This window comes from Homoserinimonas sp. OAct 916 (assembly GCF_003260275.1).
In the GTDB taxonomy this organism is placed as follows: Bacteria; Actinomycetota; Actinomycetes; order Actinomycetales; family Microbacteriaceae; genus OACT-916.
In genome coordinates this window covers 87,088-108,150 of sequence record NZ_QJHB01000004.1, presented here as the reverse complement: position 1 = coordinate 108,150, position 21,063 = coordinate 87,088, and the positions used below count along the sequence as shown (strand labels likewise).

At 66.4% G+C, this 21,063-nt stretch carries 8 protein-coding genes; all 8 read left to right on the top strand.

All coding sequences use genetic code 11. The annotated features are described in order from the left end of the window. Positions 1-223 precede the first annotated feature (223 nt). The 8 genes from rpoB (at position 224) to DL891_RS05660 (ending at position 21,036) form a co-directional block, all read left to right on the top strand. Positions 224-3,718, top strand: a complete 3,495-nt coding sequence (rpoB, locus tag DL891_RS05695) for a DNA-directed RNA polymerase subunit beta (RefSeq protein WP_111719642.1) — start codon at positions 224-226, stop codon at positions 3,716-3,718. A 44-nt stretch (positions 3,719-3,762) separates the two neighbouring features. Continuing rightward, positions 3,763-7,638: a DNA-directed RNA polymerase subunit beta' gene (locus tag DL891_RS05690; protein ID WP_111719466.1), complete on the top strand. Its 3,876-nt coding sequence runs from the start codon at positions 3,763-3,765 to the stop codon at positions 7,636-7,638. Between the two features lie 293 nt (positions 7,639-7,931). Continuing rightward, the gene (locus tag DL891_RS05685) at positions 7,932-8,693 is read left to right on the top strand and encodes a hypothetical protein (protein ID WP_111719465.1); all 762 of its coding nucleotides are present in this window, start codon (positions 7,932-7,934) and stop codon (positions 8,691-8,693) included. 276 nt (positions 8,694-8,969) lie between these two features. Beyond that, a complete protein-coding gene (locus DL891_RS05680; protein ID WP_111719464.1) occupies positions 8,970-10,109 on the top strand; it encodes a serine/threonine-protein kinase in 1,140 nt (379 codons plus the stop codon). Next, positions 10,109-16,099 carry an Ig-like domain-containing protein gene (locus DL891_RS05675; protein ID WP_111719463.1) on the top strand — a complete coding sequence of 1,997 codons (5,991 nt, stop codon included), beginning with the start codon at positions 10,109-10,111 and terminating at the stop codon, positions 16,097-16,099. Before DL891_RS05680 ends, DL891_RS05675 begins: the two co-directional genes overlap by 1 nt. 70 nt (positions 16,100-16,169) lie before the next feature. Further along, complete coding sequence (locus tag DL891_RS05670) at positions 16,170-17,135, top strand: MoxR family ATPase (RefSeq protein WP_111719462.1); 966 nt, start codon at positions 16,170-16,172, stop codon at positions 17,133-17,135. Then, positions 17,132-18,487: a DUF58 domain-containing protein gene (locus DL891_RS05665; RefSeq protein WP_111719461.1), complete on the top strand. Its 1,356-nt coding sequence runs from the start codon at positions 17,132-17,134 to the stop codon at positions 18,485-18,487. Before DL891_RS05670 ends, DL891_RS05665 begins: the two co-directional genes overlap by 4 nt. After that, positions 18,484-21,036, top strand: coding sequence for a transglutaminase domain-containing protein (locus tag DL891_RS05660; RefSeq protein ID WP_111719460.1), 2,553 nt, complete (start codon positions 18,484-18,486; stop codon positions 21,034-21,036). Before DL891_RS05665 ends, DL891_RS05660 begins: the two co-directional genes overlap by 4 nt. The last annotated feature ends 27 nt before the right edge of the window (positions 21,037-21,063 follow it).

Sequence of the window (21,063 nt, the reverse complement as noted above, 5' to 3'; positions counted from 1 at the left end):
TGCCTTCATATTGCGGTCGGCTTGTGCGTGCCCTGGAGATTGTACTTCGAGCTTTTCGTGTTGCCTGAACGGTGGCTGACCAGCAGAAAAGAAGTGCAGTTCGACGTGCACGCGCGGGAATTGGGCAGTGCGGTCGATCCTTCAAGGATCTGTACCACTTTCATGATCACACCCATCACACCGACCAGTAATGGGCCCGTCGGGGCCCGCGGAGGTTATTTCCTTGGCTGTTGCGCGCAACGCATCCACCCAGAACACACTCAAGAACGGCCGCGGCGCTCAGCGTCTCTCGTTCGCGAAGATCACAGACAACCTCGAAGTTCCCGATCTGCTGGCATTGCAGACCGAGAGCTTCGATTGGCTTGTCGGTAACGAGGCGTGGGCCCAGCGCGCCGCCGACGGTAAGAAGGCCGGCCGCAAGGATCTCGCGAGCAACAGCGGTCTTGAAGAGATCTTCGAAGAGATCTCGCCGATCGAAGACCTGCAGGAAACCATGCAGCTCTCGTTCACCAACCCCTACCTCGAGCCGGAGAAGTACTCCATCGACGAGTGCAAGGAGCGCGGCAAGACGTACGCCGCCCCGCTCTACGTCGAGGCCGAGTTCATGAACCACCTGACGGGTGAGATCAAGACCCAGACCGTGTTCATGGGCGACTTCCCGCTGATGACCGAGAAGGGCACCTTCATCATCAACGGCACCGAGCGTGTCGTCGTCTCCCAGCTGGTGCGAAGCCCCGGCGTCTACTTCGACCGCGTCGCGGACAAGACCAGTGACAAAGACCTGTTCACCGCGCGCATCATCCCGAGCCGCGGCGCCTGGCTCGAGTTCGAGATCGATAAGCGCGACCAGGTCGGCGTGCGTATCGACCGCAAGCGCAAGCAGTCGGTCACCGTGTTCATGAAGGCTCTCGGCCTCACGAGCGAAGAGATCCTCGAAGAGTTCAAGGGCGTCGACTCGATCGCCCTCACGCTCGAGAAGGACGCCATCCTCAGCCAGGAGGACGCGCTGCGCGACATCTATCGCAAGCTGCGCCCGGGCGAGCAGGTGGCCGCTGAGGCTGCCCGCAACCTGCTGGACAACTTCTACTTCAACCACAAGCGCTACGACCTGGCCAAGGTCGGTCGCTACAAGATCAACCGCAAGCTCGGCATCGACGCGCCCCTCAGTGACTCCGTGCTCACCGTCAAGGACGTGCTCGCGACCATCAAGTACCTGGCCGCCCTGCACGCCGGAGACACCACCATGCCCGGTGTTCGCGACGGCAAGAAGATCGCGCTGCCGCTCGGCATTGACGACATCGACCACTTCGGCAACCGCCGCATCCGCGCGGTCGGCGAGCTCATCCAGAACCAGGTGCGCACCGGCCTCAGCCGCATGGAGCGCGTCGTTCGTGAGCGGATGACCACGCAGGACATCGAAGCGATCACCCCGCAGACCCTGATCAACGTGCGCCCCGTCGTCGCCGCGATCAAGGAGTTCTTCGGCACCTCACAGCTGTCGCAGTTCATGGACCAGAACAACCCGCTCGCGGGCCTCACCCACAAGCGCCGCCTGTCGGCGCTCGGCCCCGGTGGGCTCTCCCGTGAGCGTGCCGGCGTCGAGGTGCGCGACGTGCACCCCAGCCACTACGGCCGCATGTGCCCGATCGAGACCCCGGAAGGCCCGAACATCGGCCTGATCGGTTCGCTCGCCTCGTTCGCACGCATCAACTCGTTCGGATTCATCGAGACCCCGTACCGCCGGGTGAAGGATGGCGTCGTCTCCGACGTCATCGACTACCTGACCGCCAGCGAGGAGGACGAGTACGTCATCGCGCAGGCCAACGCGCCGCTGTCGGCCGACAGCACCTTCGTCGAGGACACCGTGCTGGTGCGCCTCGCCGGCAGTGAGGTGGAGCTGTTCCCGAAGGACGAGGTTCAGTACATGGACGTCTCGCCGCGCCAGATGGTGTCGGTGGCGACCAGCCTCATCCCGTTCCTCGAGCACGATGACGCGAACCGCGCCCTGATGGGTGCGAACATGCAGCGTCAGGCTGTTCCGCTGCTGCGCAGCGACAGCCCGCTGGTCGGAACCGGTATGGAGGGCTACGCCGCGATCGACGCGGGCGACGTGCTCTGCGCCGAGAAGGCCGGTGTGGTCATGGAGGTGTCGGCCGAGGTCGTCACCATCCAGCTCGACGAGGGCGGCACGCAGGACTACTACCTGCGCAAGTTCAACCGCTCCAACCAGGGCACCAGCTACAACCACCGCGTCATCGTGAATGCGGGCGACCGCATCGAGGCCGGCGAGGTCATCGCCGACGGCCCCGCCACCGACAACGGTGAACTCGCACTGGGCAAGAACCTGCTGGTCGCGTTCATGCCGTGGGAGGGTCACAACTTCGAAGACGCGATCATCCTCAGCCAGAACCTGGTCAAGGACGACGTGCTGTCGAGCATTCACATCGAAGAGTATGAAGTGGATGCCCGCGACACCAAGCTGGGCAAGGAAGAGATCACCCGCGACCTGCCGAACGTGAACCCCGACCAGATGGGCGACCTCGACGAGCGGGGCATCATCCGCATCGGCGCCGAGGTTCGCCCCGGTGACATCCTCGTCGGCAAGGTCACGCCGAAGGGCGAGACCGAGCTGAGCGCGGAGGAGCGCCTGCTGCGCGCCATCTTCAACGAGAAGAGCCGCGAGGTTCGTGACACGAGCCTCAAGGTTCCCCACGGCGAGCAGGGCACCATCATTGCCGTCAAGGTGTTCGATTCAGACGAGGGTGACGACGAGCTCGGCTCGGGCGTCAACCAGCGTGTGGTCGTCTACATTGCGCAGAAGCGCAAGATCACCGAGGGCGACAAGCTGGCCGGTCGTCACGGCAACAAGGGCGTCATCTCCAAGATTCTGCCGGTCGAGGACATGCCGTTCCTGGCCGACGGAACCCCGGTCGACATCATCCTGAACCCGCTCGGTATCCCCGGCCGCATGAACTTCGGCCAGGTGCTGGAGACTCACCTCGGTTGGATCGCCAAGCAGGGCTGGGAAGTCAGCGGCAAGCCGAAGTGGGCAGGCCGCCTGCCGAAGGAAGCCCACCAGGCTGCCCCGGGCACGAAGGTCGCCACCCCGGTGTTCGACGGTGCCAGCGAGGAAGAGATCGCAGGACTGCTCGACTCGACCACGCTCACCCGTGACGGTGACCGCCTGATCGACTCCACCGGTAAGACCATGCTGTTCGATGGTCGCTCCGGCGAGCCGTTCCCCGAGCCTGTCTCGGTTGGTTACATGTACATCTTGAAGCTGCACCACCTGGTCGACGACAAGATCCACGCGCGTTCGACGGGCCCCTACTCGATGATCACGCAGCAGCCGCTCGGTGGTAAAGCACAGTTCGGTGGCCAGCGGTTCGGTGAGATGGAGGTCTGGGCGCTCGAAGCCTATGGCGCCGCCTACGCACTGCAGGAGCTGCTCACGATCAAGAGTGACGACATCCTCGGCCGCGTGAAGGTGTACGAGGCCATCGTGAAGGGTGAGAACATCCAGGAGCCGGGTATCCCCGAGTCCTTCAAGGTGCTCATCAAAGAGATGCAGTCGCTCTGCCTGAATGTGGAGGTGCTCTCATCCGACGGCACCGCGCTCAGCCTGCGCGACACGGATGACGCAGTCTTCCGTGCAGCCGAAGAGCTCGGCATCAACATCTCAACCCGCTTCGAATCCGCGTCGATCGACGAGATCTAGGAGACACCGTGACGATTTCAGAGACTTCCAAGAGAGAAGGAAAATTGCTCGACGTAACAACTTTTGACGAGCTGCGCATCGGTCTCGCGACCGCCGACGACATTCGTCGCTGGTCACACGGTGAGGTCAAGAAGCCCGAGACCATCAACTACCGCACCCTGAAGCCAGAGAAGGACGGCCTCTTCGGTGAGCAGATCTTCGGGCCCTCCCGGGACTGGGAATGCTCCTGTGGCAAGTACAAGCGCGTGCGCTTCAAGGGCATCGTCTGTGAGCGTTGCGGCGTCGAGGTCACCAAGTCCTCGGTGCGTCGTGAGCGCATGGGTCACATCGAATTGGCCGCCCCGGTCACGCACATCTGGTACTTCAAGGGTGTGCCCTCGAGGCTCGGCTACCTGCTCGACATGGCGCCGAAAGACCTGGAGAAGGTCATCTACTTCGCCGCCTACATGGTCATCGAGATCGATGAAGAGGGCCGCCACGACGACATCCCGGGCCTGGAGAACGAGCTGCGGCTCGAGCTGAAGACCCTCGGAGACCAGCGTGACGCCGCCGTTGCCAAGCGCATGGAGAAGCTCGAGGCCGACCTCGCCGCACTGGAGGCCGAAGGCGCCAAGGCCGACCAGAAGCGTCGCACCAAGGACGCCGCCGAGAAGGAGATGAACCAGGTACGCAAGTCCTACGACGAGGACATCAACCGTCTCGAGCACGTCTGGGACGAGTTCCGCACCCTCAAGGTGGGTGACCTCAAGCCCGAAGACGCCATCTTCAACGAGCTGGTCGACCGCTACGGCAACTACTTCGAGGCGTTCATGGGCGCCGAGGCGATCAAGCGTCGCCTCGAGGCCTTCGACCTGCGCGAGGAGTCCGACGACCTGCACGTGCAGATCGCCGAGGGCAAGGGCCAGAAGAAGATCCGTGCGATCAAGCGTCTGCGCGTGGTCAACTCGTTCCTGCAGACCGGCAACTCGCCGGCCGCAATGGTGCTCGACGTCGTTCCGGTGATCCCGCCCGAACTGCGCCCGATGGTGCAGCTCGACGGTGGCCGGTTCGCGACATCCGACCTGAACGACCTGTACCGCCGCGTGATCAACCGCAACAACCGTCTGCGCCGCCTGATCGACCTGGGCGCCCCCGAGATCATTGTCAACAATGAGAAGCGGATGCTGCAGGAGGCCGTCGACGCACTGTTCGACAACGGCCGCCGCGGCCGCCCCGTCACGGGCACCGGCAACCGCGCGCTGAAGTCACTGAGCGACATGCTGAAGGGCAAGCAGGGCCGGTTCCGCCAGAACCTGCTCGGAAAGCGCGTGGACTACTCGGGCCGTTCGGTCATCGTCGTTGGTCCGCAGCTGAAGCTGCACCAGTGTGGTCTGCCCAAGCAGATGGCCCTGGAGCTGTTCAAGCCGTTCGTGATCAAGCGCCTCATCGACCTGAGCCACGCCCAGAACATCAAGGCCGCGAAGCGCATGGTCGAGCGTTCGAGCCCGCAGGTGTGGGATGTGCTCGAGGAGATCATCCGCGAGCGCCCGGTTCTGTTGAACCGCGCACCCACGCTGCACCGTCTGGGCATCCAGGCGTTCGAGCCGCAACTGGTCGAGGGTAAGGCCATCCAGCTGCACCCGTTGGTCTGTGCTGCGTTCAACGCCGACTTCGACGGTGACCAGATGGCAGTTCACCTGCCGCTGTCGGTCGAGGCCCAGGCCGAGGCGCGCATCCTGATGCTCGCATCGAACAACATCCTGAAGCCGTCTGACGGCCGCCCGGTGACCCTGCCCACCCAGGACATGATCATCGGTCTGCACCACCTCACCACGCTGAAGGAGGGTGTCACCGGCGAAGGCCGCGCATTCTCCTCGGTGGCCGAGGCGATTCTCGCGTTCGACCAGAAATCGCTCGACCTGAACGCCAAGGTTCGCATCCGTCTCGACGACGTGGTGTTCGCCGCAGGCCAGGCGCCTGAGGGCTACGAGGGTGGACGACTGCTGAAGGAGACCACGCTCGGCCGCGCCCTGTTCAACGAGGCGCTGCCCGCTGACTACCCCTACGTGGAGGCTGTCGCCGACAAGGGCCAGATCTCGGAGATCGTCAACGACCTCGCCGAGCGCTACCCGAAGGTGGAGGTCGCTGCGACCCTCGACCGGATCAAGGACGCCGGTTTCCACTGGGCGACCCGCTCCGGTGTGACGGTGGCGCTCAGCGACATCCTGACCCCGCCGAAGAAGAAGCAGATCGTCGCCGGCTACGAGAAGAAGGCCGCGAAGGTTCAGGCCGAGTTCGACAAGGGTCTGACCACCGACCAGGAGCGCCGCGCAGATCTGATCAAGATCTGGACCGAGGCGACCACCGAGGTCGCGGAGGCCATGCAGGCGAACTTCCCCGAGAACAACTCGATCAACCGCATGGTGACGAGTGGGGCTCGTGGTAACTGGCTGCAGGTGCGCAACATCGCCGGTATGCGTGGGCTGGTGAACTCGCCGAAGGGTGAGATCATCCCGCGTCCGATCATCTCCTCGTACCGCGAGGGGCTGTCGGTGGCCGAGTACTTCATCGCCACGCACGGTGCCCGCAAGGGTCTGGCCGACACGGCGCTTCGTACCGCTGACTCGGGTTACCTGACCCGTCGTCTGGTCGACGTTTCGCAGGATGTCATCATTCGCGAGGGCGACTGTGGCACCACCAAGGGGCTTGACACGGTCATCGCGAGCGTCGATGCGACCGGCACGGTGATTCCCGACCCCAACGTCGAGAACTCGGTGTACGCGCGCACTCTCGCCGCTGACGCGGTCGACGAGAAGGGCAACGTCGTCGGTGCTGCCGGCGACGATGTGGGCGACGTGCTCATCAAGAACCTGGTCACCGCCCGGGTGTTGAACATCAAGGTGCGTTCAGTGCTGACCTGTGAGTCGGCCGTGGGTGTGTGTGCAGTCTGCTACGGCCGCTCGCTCGCGACCGGCAAGCTGGTCGACATCGGTGAAGCGGTCGGCATCATTGCGGCCCAGTCGATCGGTGAGCCCGGAACGCAGCTGACGATGCGTACCTTCCACACCGGTGGTTCGGCATCTGCTGATGACATCACCCAGGGTCTGCCGCGCGTGCAGGAGCTGTTCGAGGCGCGTACCCCCAAGGGTGCGTCTCCCATCGCCGATGCCGCTGGACGGATCACCATCGACGACTCCGACAAGGGTCGTAAGGTGATCCTCACCCCAGACAACGGCGATGAGCCGATCATCTACCCGGTGCTGATGCGTGTTCAGCTTCTGGTCGCTGACGGCGACCACGTCGAGGCCGGACAGCAGCTGCACGTCGGCGCCGTCGCCCCGAGCGAGGTTCTTCGCGTTCTGGGTGTGCGTGCTGTGCAGAAGCACCTGGTCGGTGGAGTGCAGGGTGTCTACCGCTCACAGGGTGTGCCGATCCACGACAAGCACATCGAGGTCATTGTGCGGCAGATGCTGCGCAAGGTCACCGTCGTCGACCACGGCGAGACCGACCTGTTGCCCGGCGAGCTGGTTGACCGGTTGAAGTACAACGACATCAACCGGGCCACCCTGACCGAGGGCAAGCGCACCGCTTCGGCACGCCAGGAGGTCATGGGTATCACCAAGGCGTCGCTTGCGACCGAGTCGTGGCTGAGTGCCGCGTCGTTCCAGGAGACCACCCGGGTGCTCACCCAGGCGGCGATGGAAGGCAAGTCCGACCCGCTGATGGGCCTCAAGGAGAACGTGATCATCGGTAAGTTGATCCCGGCCGGAACCGGTTTGCCCCGGTACCGCGACGTGAACGTCAACGCCACCGAGGAGGCGCGCGCCGAGCGCTACCCGAACCGGATCTTCGCTGGCGACAGCGCGTTCGGCGAGGAGAACCTCGGGTTCGTCGACCTCGACTCGTACACCGAGGATTTCAAGCCCGGCACGTACAACTGAGTATCGAACAACCCAGCCAAGCGGTGAGGGTGTGACCTGAAGGTCACATCTCCACCGTGACGCAGCGTGAAGGCCCCGACTTCGGTCGGGGCCTTCGACGTTAACCCGGTACGGCGCCGGTGGTGGACTGCGCGCCACCTGGAACACTTCGCGCCCGTTCGGACGGGCGCGAAGTGTTCCAGCTGGGGCGCGCCACGTTCCACGGTTGTCACGACCGAGGCAGTCTCCGGCTGAAGTCCGGGCGCTGGGCGCGGGCGCGCACTAGGATGATCCGAAACTGAGGGGAACTACTGATGACCGGAGAATTCGCACGCCCGCCCGCCGGAGGAGCACCGAACGCCCAACCACCGCCCGCCGAGCAGAAGAAACGCTCACTCACCGCGCTCTGGATTATTCTCGCCGCACTGGTGGGCGCCGGGGCGGTCATCCTGTATTTGATGCTGAGCGGCGCCGGTGCAGAACCGGGCGCGGCCGGCCCCAGCGATTCGCCGGCTCCGAGCGCCGAGACCGGCGCTGCCAGCCAGACCCCGCAGCCCGATGCGACCACGGAACCGACAACAGAGCCCACCACCGCGCCCACGACAGCGCCGCCAGCGGTCGGCGTGGTGTTCCCCGCGGCCTGTGAGGATCTCTTCGACCAGAGCATGCTCGACGAGATGCCTCGGTACGAGATCAATCCGCCATGGGTTCTGGATCCGGAGACCCCTCCGAATTACGGCACGGCCGATGATCAGTTGAAACAGGTCATCGAGAACAACAAGCACATCACCTGTGTCTTCGCCAAGCCCTCCGGTGGCGGTGAGGCCGGCATCAACACCAACGTGGTGCAAGTCGACGTGACAACGGCCGCAGCGGTCACGGCCCGGCTCAAAGCCCTCGGTCAGAATTGCTACGAGGAACTGAGCGGTGTGCGCTGCGTGATGGAGAACAAGCACGAAGAGGGCATGTACGGGGAATCCCACTTTCTGCGTGACGACATCTGGCTCGCCACGGGGTACGGCAATATGGGCCCGGACGGCTACACCCACCACATCATCGGCAACATCTGGAACTGACCTCCGCCGCATTCTTCTCCGTGAGGGGCGCCCGCGCCGCGGGCCGGACGCGCCACACGGATGAGGGGCGTCCCGACGCTCTTCCTGCTGCCCACGAAGCGCATTCTGACGCACTTCACAGGGATGCTTTACCCCAATCCCCATATACTTGGTTGGTTTACTGCGGGTCGGCACCGCAGTCTTTCGGCACCGTTCTGATCGGGGACGCGGCACCACGTCGAAGGAACCACGCAACAGGCATCGACAGGGTGCATTCGGGAAAATCGGGGGAGTGGATTGGCGAGTCGGCTCCCTACAGCGCCGCCGGTGCTCTCCGGATACAGCTATATCCGGCCCCTCGGTGCCGGCGGCTTCGCCGACGTGTTTCTGTTCGAGCAGAACATGCCCAAGCGCTCGGTGGCGGTCAAAGTGCTGCTGCAGGATGTCGTTGACGGCCAGGTGTTGCGCATGTTCAACGCCGAGGCCGATGTGATGGCCCGGTTGAGCTCGCATCCGGCGATCCTCACCGTCTACGACGCCAGCATCTCGGCCGACGGGCGCCCCTACCTGGTGATGGAGTACTGCCCCACCTCACCGGGCTCCCGCTACCGCCGGGAACAGATTCCGGTCGCAGAGATCCTGAACACCGCGGTCAAGGTGGCCTGTGCCCTGGAGACCGCACATCGCTCGGGGGTGCTGCATCGTGACCTCAAGCCGTCGAACATTCTCACCACCTCGTTCGGCGCGCCGGTGCTCGCCGACTTCGGAATAGCCAGCTCCTTGGCCGGCTCCGACCCCGAGCAGCTGTTCGCCATGTCGGTGCCCTGGAGCGCCCCCGAGGTGATCCAGGAGACCACGACCGGCACCATCCAGACGGAGGTGTGGGCGTTCGCCGCCACCATCTACTCGCTGCTGGCCGGGCGCACCCCGTTCGAGACGCCCGACGGCAGACGAACCACCACCGAACAGCTGAAGCAGCGCATCGGGCGGGCAAGGTACACGCCGATTGGCCGTGCCGACGTGCCGCCGGCGCTGGAGCACGTGCTGGCCCAGTCGATGAGCAGGGCCCCGGGCGATCGGCCGGCGACAATGCTGATGGTGGCGCAGCAGCTGCAGCAGGTGCAGGTGGGGCTCGGACTCCAGCCGACCCCTCTCGAGGTCGCGGTCGAGGAGTGGGCGGCCGCCGGTGGCCCGGTTGACTTCGAGAACGACCGGATGCGCGGCGTCATGGTCTCGGAGGTGCCTGTCGTTTCTGGCCGGGCACCCCGTCGAGGCAGGAGCCCGGTGCGTTCGGTCACCGACGACGGCACCCGGTTCGTCGACGCCGCCGAGCAACGCCGGGGCAGCCGCCTGAAGCTGTCGCTGGTGGTCGGCGCGGCCGTGATCATCGGCGCCACCGCGACGGTGGGTGTGCTGTCTGCCACCGGGGTGCTCTGATGCATTGGCGGGAGCTTCTCACCGGTCCACGGTCTGGCCTGGTCAAGGGGGCGGCGGTGACCGCCGTCGTCGCACTTCTGGCCGGCGTCGCCGTCACTTCGAACGGCTTCGATGTCGCCCAGACGCCCGTGAACGACAGCTCGATCTGGGCGCTGCAGTCCGGTGACGGCAATCGCTACGGCCGGATCAACACCGATCTGGCCGAACTCGACACCATCAAGACGGTGCGTAATCCCAGCGGCCTGGTGCAGACCCCGTCCGGGGTGCTGCTGTTCGCGCAGAACAACGAGAAGATCGTGGACGTCTCGCCCGCGGCACCGCGTGATTTCGGTGATGACTCATCCGAGTACGAGAGCACGCCGGCGGGAAGTCGCGTTGTGGTGGCATCCGACACCCACATCGCCTACCTCACCGCGTCGGGCGGCGTGTATACGGCCACCATCGAGAACGGCGCGGCCGGCACGGTCACGGCGATCGATCCCTATGCCGCCGACGTGGTGGCCGAGGGCGAGGAGCGCCGGCTATACCGTTCCGACGCCATCGCGATCACCGATGCTGGCGTTCTCTACAGTTATTCGTCTGCCACCGGGGAGGTGGCACGCTTCGACGTCGACACCGCGCGGATGCTCGGCGCAGACCCCGTCTCCGCAGGCCCGGAAGGCGCGGGCGTTCAGCTGACGGTCGTCGGCGAGAGTTGGGCGCTCAGCACGAAGGCGGGCGACACCCTGTGGCTGCCCGGCCGCGAACCGGTCGACACCGGGTTGACCGAATCGGCAGTGTTGCAGAAACCCACCGCAGCCGGCGAGGCGGTCTTTATCGCGGATGACACCGGGCTGGTCTCCTTCGCGCTGGCCGATGGCGAGCGGCAACGCCTCGCCGGACAAGACGGCACCCTGCTCGGCATTCCGGCAGTCCCGACCCTGTCCGGTGCTGACCTTTTCGCCGCCTGGCTGCCGGTGGACGGCACCGCCGGCACCCTGTGGTCGAGCACCGCCGGAATCCGGGAGCTCGACTTCGGCGACGGCTCACCCAGCGTCGACCCGGTACCGGTGTTCCAGCGAGCCGGCGCCCGAATGATCCTCAATGACACGCAGAACGGCTGGGTCTGGACCCTCCCCGACGGCCAGCTTGTTCCGAGCTCCCAGGACTGGGGACTGACCACCCAGGAAGAGGAGACCGTGCAGGCCGAGGTGGAGGAGGCCACCGAGGTCGTCGACCCGAAGCCGCCGATCGCCGAACCGGACACGTTCGGGGTGCGTGCCGGACAATTGGTGCTGCTCCCTGTCCTGCTGAACGACCACGACCCGAATAAAGACGTGCTCACGATCCTGGAGTCGCAGGTTGCCGGGTTGCCCACGGAGTTCGGTACCGCGACGGTCACCGAGCAATCGCAGATGATCGCGGTACACGTCGCCGCCGACGCCACCGGAACAGCGAGTTTTCGCTACGCGGTCACCGACGGCACCCGCGACGACGGGTTGAACTCGGCCCCGGCCGAGGTCACGCTGACGGTGCAGCCTGACAATGTGAACACGGCCCCGGTCTGGTGCGGCGTCGACGGCTGTCTGCACGAGTGGCCCTCCCCGGAGGTGGCACCGGGGGCAACCGTGACCGTGCCCGTGCTGCCGGGCTGGGTCGACCCCGAGTCTGACCCCCTGTTCGTCGAATCGGTGAAACTGCGCGGCGGGGTCGGCACGGTGAGCACCACGCCCGAGGGGTTGGTCGTCTACCAGCATCCGGATGCGCAGGGCCCCGCGGCAACCGTGCCGATCGCGGTGCGGGTGTCGGATGTGCGCGGTGCCTCCACCGAGAAGATCCTCACGATCCACGTCACCCCCACCCCGAGGCTCCAGGTCACCCCGTTCGCCCAGGTCACCACGGTCGGAGAGAGGGTGACCGTCGACCCGGCCGCCCACATCCAGGGCGCGACCGGCGCGGTGCGGCTCACCTCCGCGACAGTGCCGACCGGAATGGATGCCGCCACCGTCGTCATCAACCAAGGGGCGACCTTCGACTTCTCCGCGACCCGGCCGGGCAACTACCCGGTCAGCTTCACGATCGCAGACGAGGCAGGCGAGACGGTCTCGTTGGCTCGTGTGACAGTGCTGCCCGCCGACTCCGGGCAGCTGACCACCTCGCCGGTCACCGTTTTCGTGCGCCCCCGCGTGGACACCTCGGTCAACGTGTTCACCGCCGTCTCGAACCCGTCAGGCCGGGTTCTGCTGCTGAGCGAGGCGCTCGCCCAGCCGGCAACCGGCGCCACCCTCGACGTCGATGTGGTCGGCCAGAACCTGTTGCGGGTTCGCGGCACCACAGCCACCGAGCAGCCCGGAAAGCTCGGCGAGGTGCACTACGTCGTCTCCGACGGCACGGGTGAACAGGCGAATTCGGCGCGCGGCATCGCCACGGTGTACCTGTTGCCGCCGTCGGTTCCGCTTCCCCCGATCGCCCAGGACGACGCCATCACCGTCCGGGCGGGCGCGCAGGTCGACATTCCGGTGCTCGGCAACGATGTCGCCCCCGACGGCAATGTGATCGTGCTCAACCCGAAATCGGTGGTGAACCCGTCCGGCTCAGGACTGGCGTTCGCCTCCGGCAGCAGCGTGCGCTATCTGGCCGGCACCGAACCGGGTACCTTCAGCCTGCGCTACAGCGTCTATGTGCAGGGCGCCCCCGGGCTCACCGACACGGCGACCGTCACGATCGAGGTGCTGCCTGACGGTGAGAACCGGGCACCGCAACCATCGACTCTCACCGGCCGCGTGATTGCCGGTGAGACCATCCGTATTCCGTTCGACAGTTTCGGGGTCGACCCTGATGGGGACAGCGTCGTGCTCGACCGTGTGCTCGACCAGCCGAAAAGCGGAAATGCCTCGATCAGCTCCACCGGCACCGCTATCACCTACCGCAGCGTCAAGGGCTTCAAGGGCGCCGTCGAGTTCGAGTACCGCGTTCGCGATTCGGGTGGCGAAACCGGCACCGCACGTGTGCGGATCGGGGTGCTCGACGCCCAGTCCGACCCGAGCCCGATCACGTTCAGCGACTACGTCGAGGTGCAGGCAGGAGTGGACAACAAAGTGGTCGTTCGGCCCCAGGCCAACGACATCGACCCGTCCGGCGGTCCGCTCCGACTGACCCGGGTGTCGCCCGACGCACGGGCCGGAACCGAAGAGCACGCCAAACTGGCTGCCCGAATCGGCCCGGTCACCGACGACCAGGTGACCCTCGCGGCCGGCAAGGAACCCGGACTGTCGACCTTCACCTACGAGGTGACCAGTGATACCGGCGATACCGGGATCGGCCTGATCGTCGTGAAGGCGGTGCGCGCATCCGTGCCCGACTTCCCCGTTGTCACCGACACCCGTCTCTCGCTCGACGACCGCGCCCAGTTTCCCGCCGGGATCGACGTGGTCACGGGCAAAGTCTCCTGGGCATCGGGCGATGTCTCAACGCTGAAGCTCTCACTCTGGGACGAGACCGCCGACGCCACCGTCTCGGGCTGGACGATCAGCGGCCAGGCCCCGGATGACGGTCTTCTGCTGCCGTTCGCGCTGACGGGCACCAATTTTCAGGGCGATGAGGTGACCACCTACGGTTTTCTCCGCATCCCGGCGAAGAAGGACATCATCCTTGCGCTGCAGGAGGGCGACATCACCCAGAAGGTGAAGGAGAACGAGAGGGTCAGCTTCGACATGGCCGACCTGATCTCCGTACCGGCGGGCGAGCAACTGGAACTGGACGCCCAGGCCATCACCACCGCCGGGCAGCGCACCGACGCCCAGTGCGTGGTCGAGTCGGGCACCATCGCCACCTACATCGCAGGGGCTGGGGCGCCGTGGACGGATTCGTGCACGGTTCCGGCGCGCATCCTCGGCCAGGAGGCGTTCACGTTCCTGGCGGTGCCGATCGCCGTCGAACCCCCCGAGCCGCAGCCGGAGCTTCGGCCAGGGTCGCTCACCGTCAGCCCGGCGGCCGGCCCCACCACCTACGATCTGGGCAGGATGGTGATCTGGGAGGGCGAGGCCGACCCGGCGGCGCTCAGCTTCGCCACCACTTTTGACGGCGACCAGTTCACGGTGAGCCAGGACGGCGCTTCACTCACCGTGGAAGCCGGCGACACGGCGAGCCCCGGCCGGGAGAACACCGTCACGGTATCCCTGCCGAGCCACCCCGACACCCCGGCCGGTTTGTTGATCCTGAAGGTGGGCCCGGCTCCGAGCGAACTGCCCAAGGGCGGCACCGTCAGCCGCGAGTGCTCCCAGGCCACCGGGTCGAGCTGCGTCATCGAAGTGATCGGCGCCCCCGGCGAGGTGAACCTGTACGAGTCGACACCGCTGGTGCTGGCCGGCGTCCAGGCCGACAGCACCTGCCCCGGCGTGTCCTTCCGGGTGGCGGATTCCCGCAGCGTGACGGCATCCTGGACTGCCGGAACCCCCGGCGGGCAGTGCCAGTCCTCATTCCAGGTGACCGATGCCCAGGGCAGGGTCAGCGCGGGAGAGCGCAACGGCCAGGTCACGCTCGATCTGCAGAGCTTCCCCGCGGCACCGGACTCGGTGCAGCAGATCGGATACGGTGACGGCACCGTCACACTGTCCGTGAACGCCGGCCAGGCCGCGAACGCCTATCCCGCTCTGACCGGCTTCACCCTCACGCGTGACGGTGCCCGCGTGGGATCCTGCGATGCGCAAGGCACCTGCGGCGAGATCAGCGGGCTGACGAACGGCGACAAAGGGCGCTACGAGGCACGTGCGGTGAACAGTGTCGGGGAGTCCGCAGCCGCTCGATCGACGACCGCGTGGTCCTATGCGCTTCCCGGCATGGGTGCCGTGACCGCCAAACCGGTGTTCACGAGGGATGTGACCACGGGCAGCATCGGCGCGGTCGAGGTCGCCATCGAGAACACGGACAGGTCGACCCGCGCCTATCTGGTCAACGATCGGGAGTACCGGGCCGAATCCGGCCGTTCGACCGTCGTGCAGCTGAGCCTCGAGGTGGGCGACCAGAGTGTCAGCGTGCTGCCGGTGAGCGCCAACGAGAAGCCGCCGCTGGCCGGGCCGGATGCCCAGGCACGCGTCACCGGCGTCACCGTCGCCGGCGCGCCCACCGTCACCGCCGGCGAGATGAGGGCCACCAACGATTCGATCACGCTCACGGCCGAGGGCTCCGCCAACTACAGCAGCCGGGCCCCGGAGACGGTGTTCATCGCGTACCGGGGTGCACGGCCGTCGTGCCGCATCGACTCCTCGGGCGGCAACCTGACAACAACGGCAGCGAACGCCTCCCGGTCGGGAACGATCACCGGTCTGGATAATTTCAGCACCTATTCCGTGCTGGTCTGTTACACGAACGGCTTCGGCCTGGCGCAGGCCGACGCCGGTGAGATCCTCACCTGGGACAAGGCGCAGGTGGCCGTGCCGACCGGACTCCAGTACCAGGTCGCCAGCAACGGTGAGAAACACACCGTCGTTCCGGTCACCGTGAAGAAGAGGGATCTCCCCAGGGGCTTCTTCTTCGACAGCGGCTATGACGACGTCTGGGGCGCCGACATCAACTACCGGGGTCGTTATTGCCTGAACGACTACCCCGATCGCTGCGGCGATTGGGCCGAGGTGTCGCCCGCCGACCCGGCCAGGGCGTGGCAGGTGCAGGTGACCGGCCGCACCGTGGTGTGTCCGGCACCCGGCAGCCCGCTTCTGTTGTCGATGACGGGTGATGGGCTGGACTCGGCCAATCGAACCGTCAGCAAGTTCTGGGCGAAGCACCTGGTTCCTGTCGTGGAGCCGGAGCCGAACCCCTCTCCGGGGCCAGATCCGCAGCCAGAACCCGAACCCGAGTACGAATGGCGTGAATACATCGGCGCCACCGTTCCCGCCGACGCCCTGGCGGTGCGTGAGGTGACGTGGGCCTATGACTGGTCGGGCTCACCCCAGACCTCCGGCTTCGAGGGCCGCACCGGAACCACCGACCAGAACGAGATCCCTTGCGGCTGAGCCGCGGGGGAACGACCTTCGCAGCCGTCTGGTCTGCGCAACCCAATCAGATAAGAGAGACGATCGCCTCATGACATTGTCCACGGAGCAGTCCGAGTGGTTCGCCGCCACCTTCACCCAGATGGTGGAGAACGTCGAGCAGGTCGTGCTCGGCAAGCGTCACGCCGTCGAGTTGGCGTTCACCGCGATGATCAGCGAGGGGCATCTCCTGCTCGAGGACTTTCCGGGAACCGGCAAGACGTCGCTGGCGCGCGCCATGTCGCAGACGGTGCAGGGCACATCCTCGCGCATCCAGTTCACCCCCGACCTGCTGCCCGGCGACATCACGGGCATCACGGTCTACGACCAGAAGACCGGGGAGTTCGAGTTCCACAGCGGGCCGATCTTCGCCAACATCGTCTTGGCGGATGAGATCAACCGGGCCAGCCCCAAGACCCAGTCAGCGCTGCTGGAGGCGATGGAGGAGGGCAACGTCACCGTCGACGGCGTCACGCGCAGCACCGGGGTGCCGTTTCTCGTGATCGCCACCCAGAACCCGATCGAACAGGCGGGCACCTATCGGTTGCCCGAGGCTCAACTCGACCGGTTCATGATGAAGACCTCGCTCGGCTACCCCGACCTCGCCTCGACCATCCAGATCATGCAGGCGACGAGTGAGGTGCGGCACGTACTGTCTCCGGTCATCACCCCGCAGGCGCTGGTCGGCATGTCTGACCTGTCCCGTGCCGTGTTCGTCAACCCGCTCGTGTTCGACTACATCGGGCGCATCATCGAGGCCACCCGCACCGCCAAGCAGGTGCGAATGGGCTCGAGCGTTCGCGGAGCCAGGTCACTGGTCAAGGCGGCGAAGACGTGGGCGGCCGCGCACGGCCGGGTTTTCGTCACCCCCGACGATGTGAAGGCACTCGCCGAATCCGTGCTCGCCCACCGGATCGTGCTCGACCCCGAGGCCGAGTTCGACGGGGTGACCGCGAACGCCGTGATCGGCCAGATCCTGCTCGACCTCGTTCCGCCCGCTCGAAGCGACCTCGGGTGAAGGCAGACACCCGATCGCGGCTGACCCGCGCGCAGGTCGAGACCAGCACGGTCAGCCACACCCGGTACACCGAGGCCGCCTCCGGCTCCTTGGTGAGCGTCGTCGTGTGGTGGGTGCGGGTGTGGCGCGCGGTGCGGCGGTCGGTGGCCGCGGCAACCCGGTGGGTACGGGAGACCGTCACACCCGCCGGTTGGGTGGTGGTGTTCGCGGTCGCCGTTCTGCTGCCGGTCGGGTTGTACTTCGGCTGGGTGGAGTTGGTCATCGCCGGTGCGATCGGTGCCCTCCTGCTGCTGATCGCCCTGCCGTTTCTGGCAGGTGGCCGCTCATACAGCATCGACTTCTCCCTGCCGGTCGACCGGGTTGTGGCCGGCGGCGAGGTGGTCGGAACGCTCAGGGTGACCAATACGTCTCACCGGCTGGAGCTGCCCGGACGGGTTGACGTGCCGATCGGCCGCGGGCTGCTGGAGGTGCACGTTCCCCTGCTGCGGGCCGGGCACGTGCACGACGAACGCGTGGCGGTGCCGGCCTACCGACGCGGTGTGCTCGACGTCGGCCCGGTGACCTGGGTGCGCACCGACCCGATCGGGGTGTTGAAGCGTGAAGTTGCGTGGGCGGGCATCCACCGCCTGTTCATCCACCCGGTGACCGTGTCGATTCCGAGTACCAGCGCCGGCTTCGTGCGCGACCTGGAGGGCAGCGCCACCAGCGACCTGGTCGACTCGGATATCTCGTTCCACGCTATCCGGGAGTACGCGCACGGCGACAGCCGCCGCAACATCCACTGGAAGTCGACGGCGAAGACGGGCACCCTGATGGTTCGCCAGTTCGAGGAGACGCGCCGTTCGAGGCTGGCCATCGTGCTGAGCGTGAACGAGCACGAGTACGCCTCGGACGACGAGTTCGAGATGGCGGTCAGCGCCGCAGGGTCGCTCGGAGTGCGCGCCATCCGGGACGGCCGCGATGTGGCCGTTGTCGCCAGCGAAGAGATCCCCGAACTGGTGCGCGGCCGGGTGCGCTCGGTGCGCAGCCTCAGCGTGCTGTCGACCCGGTCACTGCTCGACGAGTTGAGCGGGGTCGAACGCAGCGAGAACACCATGCCAACCGAAGACGTCTCGATGCTGGCCTCCCAGGTGGTGCCGGACATCTCGATCGCGTTCATCGTCTGCGGCTCGACGATGACGCCCGCACGGCTGCAGTCCATTGCGCTCAAGTTTCCGATCAACGTGCAGACGGTCGCCGTGCTCTGCGACCCGAACAGCGCCCCCAGCTACCGCGAATTGGCGGGAACCGGCGTACTGACGATCGGCGTGCTCGACGACTTCCGCTCCCTGCTGGCGAGGCGGGCCGGATGAGCGCACAGCGTCGGAGGAGTACGAGGAGCCGGAACGCCCGGCCCCCGTTCTCGTTCCTGGTCATCAACGCGACGTTCGTGCTGGCGATGGTGTTGGTCGCGGTCTGGGCCGCCTGGCCGATCTACCAGTCGGGCGAGTACCTGGTGATGGCCGGCGGCGCCATCACGGCCGGTGGTGCCATCGCCTGGTTCTCACTGGCCGGCGGGTGGTCCGGGTTTCGCACGCTGCTGGTCACCTGCGGCGCGTACCTCGTGCTCGCCGTTCCGCTGGCGATTCCGTCGGCACTCGGCAACATTCTCACCGCGACGGTCGAACTGTTGAACGCCACGGTGCTCAGCTGGCGGCAACTTGTCACCATCTCGATCCCGGTCGGCAGTTACCAGAGCATGCTGGTGCCGGCGTTCATCATGTTCCTGGGCGGCACCACCGCGGCGCTGGTGCTGGCCTGGCGGGCACCGAAGATGCATGTTCTGGTCATCCCGGTCTTGTTCGTGGCCCAGCTGTTCGGGCTTGTGTTCGGCTCCAGTCACACTGATCTGCCTGCCGTCGGCCTGCCGCTGCCGCCGGTGAGGGAATCGTTGATCGGATTGGCGGGCATCGCGCTCGCCGTGGGCTACCTGGTCTGGCGCAGCCATGACGCGCGCCGCTCGGCGCTGAACCGGGCCCGACCTGTGGCAGCCACGAGGCGCCCGGGTTCCCGGCAGCCGATCTCGCGCCGCAACGCCGTCGCCGAACGATCCGGCCTCAAGACGCTCACCGCCGCCGGTGGCTGGCGACGCGCCCGACGGATCCTTCTGGCGGCCGGGGTGTTCGTGCTCGCCGCCGGTATCGCCCTGCCGCTGGTGGCCGCGTTCAACCCCGCCGACCGGGTCGTGTTGCGCACCGCCATCGATCCAGAGCTGCGCCTGCGTGAATTCGTGAGCCCGCTCAGCCAGTATCGCGGCTACTTCACCGACGAACGTTTCGGCGACGAGTTGTTCACGATCCACACGGATGCGGCCGACGCCCTCGCGCCCGAAACAGACCGGGTGCGCCTGGCCGTGCTGAGCCACTACGACGGCGAGGTGTTTCGCGTCGTCGATCCGGCCGCAGGAACCGCCGACCAGCAGACCGCGTTCGCCCGGGTGCCGAGCACCATCCCCAGCGAGGATGCCCCGGGCTCCACCACCCGGGTGCGGGCGACGGTCACCGTCGGCGGCTACACGGACGCGTGGCTTCCCCTGGTCGGAGACCTCGGTGCCGTCGACTTCACCGGCGACCGGCGACGGGCGTTGGCAGATGGTTTCTACTACAACATCGATACCGCCGCCGGTATCCAGTTGAACCGACTCGAGACCGGAGACAGCTACACGGTGGATGCACACGTGGCCGACGATCCGGTCACTCTCGTCGACCTGCCGGCCCCCCAGGTGGCTGCTGCCGCCGACGACCCACTCATCCCCGCATCGTTGGTCGACTGGGTGCGACTGCAGCAGGTCGGCTCCGACGGTCGGGCGCTCGACGAGCTCATCGAGCGGTTGCGCGCTCGCGGGTACCTCAGCCACGCGCTCACCGTGTCAAGCGATCAGGGCAGGTCCACCTGGGCGACCGAGCTGGGTGACTACGTGTTCGAGCCGAGTCTGGCCGGACACTCGGTCGACCGCATCGATCAACTCTTCCAGTCGTTGTTGCAGAAACAGCGCGGCACCGCCGCGACCGAGGACCGCACGCTTGTCGCCGCCGTCGGTGACGATGAGCAGTTCTCGGTGGCTGCGGCGCTTCTGGCCCGGCACCTGGGCTTCACCTCCCGCGTTGTGCTCGGCTTCGACCTCGCAGACACCGGTGCCATCGATCCCTGCGCGAATGGGGTCTGCGCGGGCCGCAACCTGACAGCGTGGGTGGAGGTGCGGGCCGACGACGGCCGCTGGGCCCAGGTCGACGTGACCCCGCAGTACGAGAATCCGCTGGCCCCTGCAGACAACGAGAAGCGCGACCCCAAGAACGACACCGAGGTGTTGCCGGCCACCGCCACCGAACAGGCTCCGCCCGAAGGCAACCCGACCGGAGGCGATGCGAATGAGCCCACCGAGGCGGAAGAAACCGAAGACCTCGGCTCCCTGCTCGCAATTCTCAAGACCATCGGAATCACCCTGCTGGTCGTGCTCGTGCTCGCGACGCCCTTCCTCACCATCCTGATCGCCAAATGGCAACGCCGCCGCAACCGCCGCCGCGCGCCCGAGGCCGTGGCGCGCATCGCGAACGGCTGGGACGAATACGTCGACGCCGCTGTCGATCACGGCCTGGCCCCGCCCGGTGTGCGCACCCGGGTGGAGACCGCGACCGGCTACGGCAGTCCGCTGGGTGTGGAGTTGGCGACCATCGCCGACCAGGCGGTGTTCGGCCCGCCGACCGGGCAGAGTGTTGCCGCAGACGATTTCTGGCGCATCGTCGACGAGGAACGTCGCAGTTTCGGCACGGACCAGGGCTGGCGCAGGCGGGTGCGCGGAGCCCTGTCGCTGCGTTCATTCGCCCGGTTTCTGAGCACGGAGAGGCGTCAGGGCAATCGATAGAGTGTTTTCAGCTCGAGGCCGGCGGTC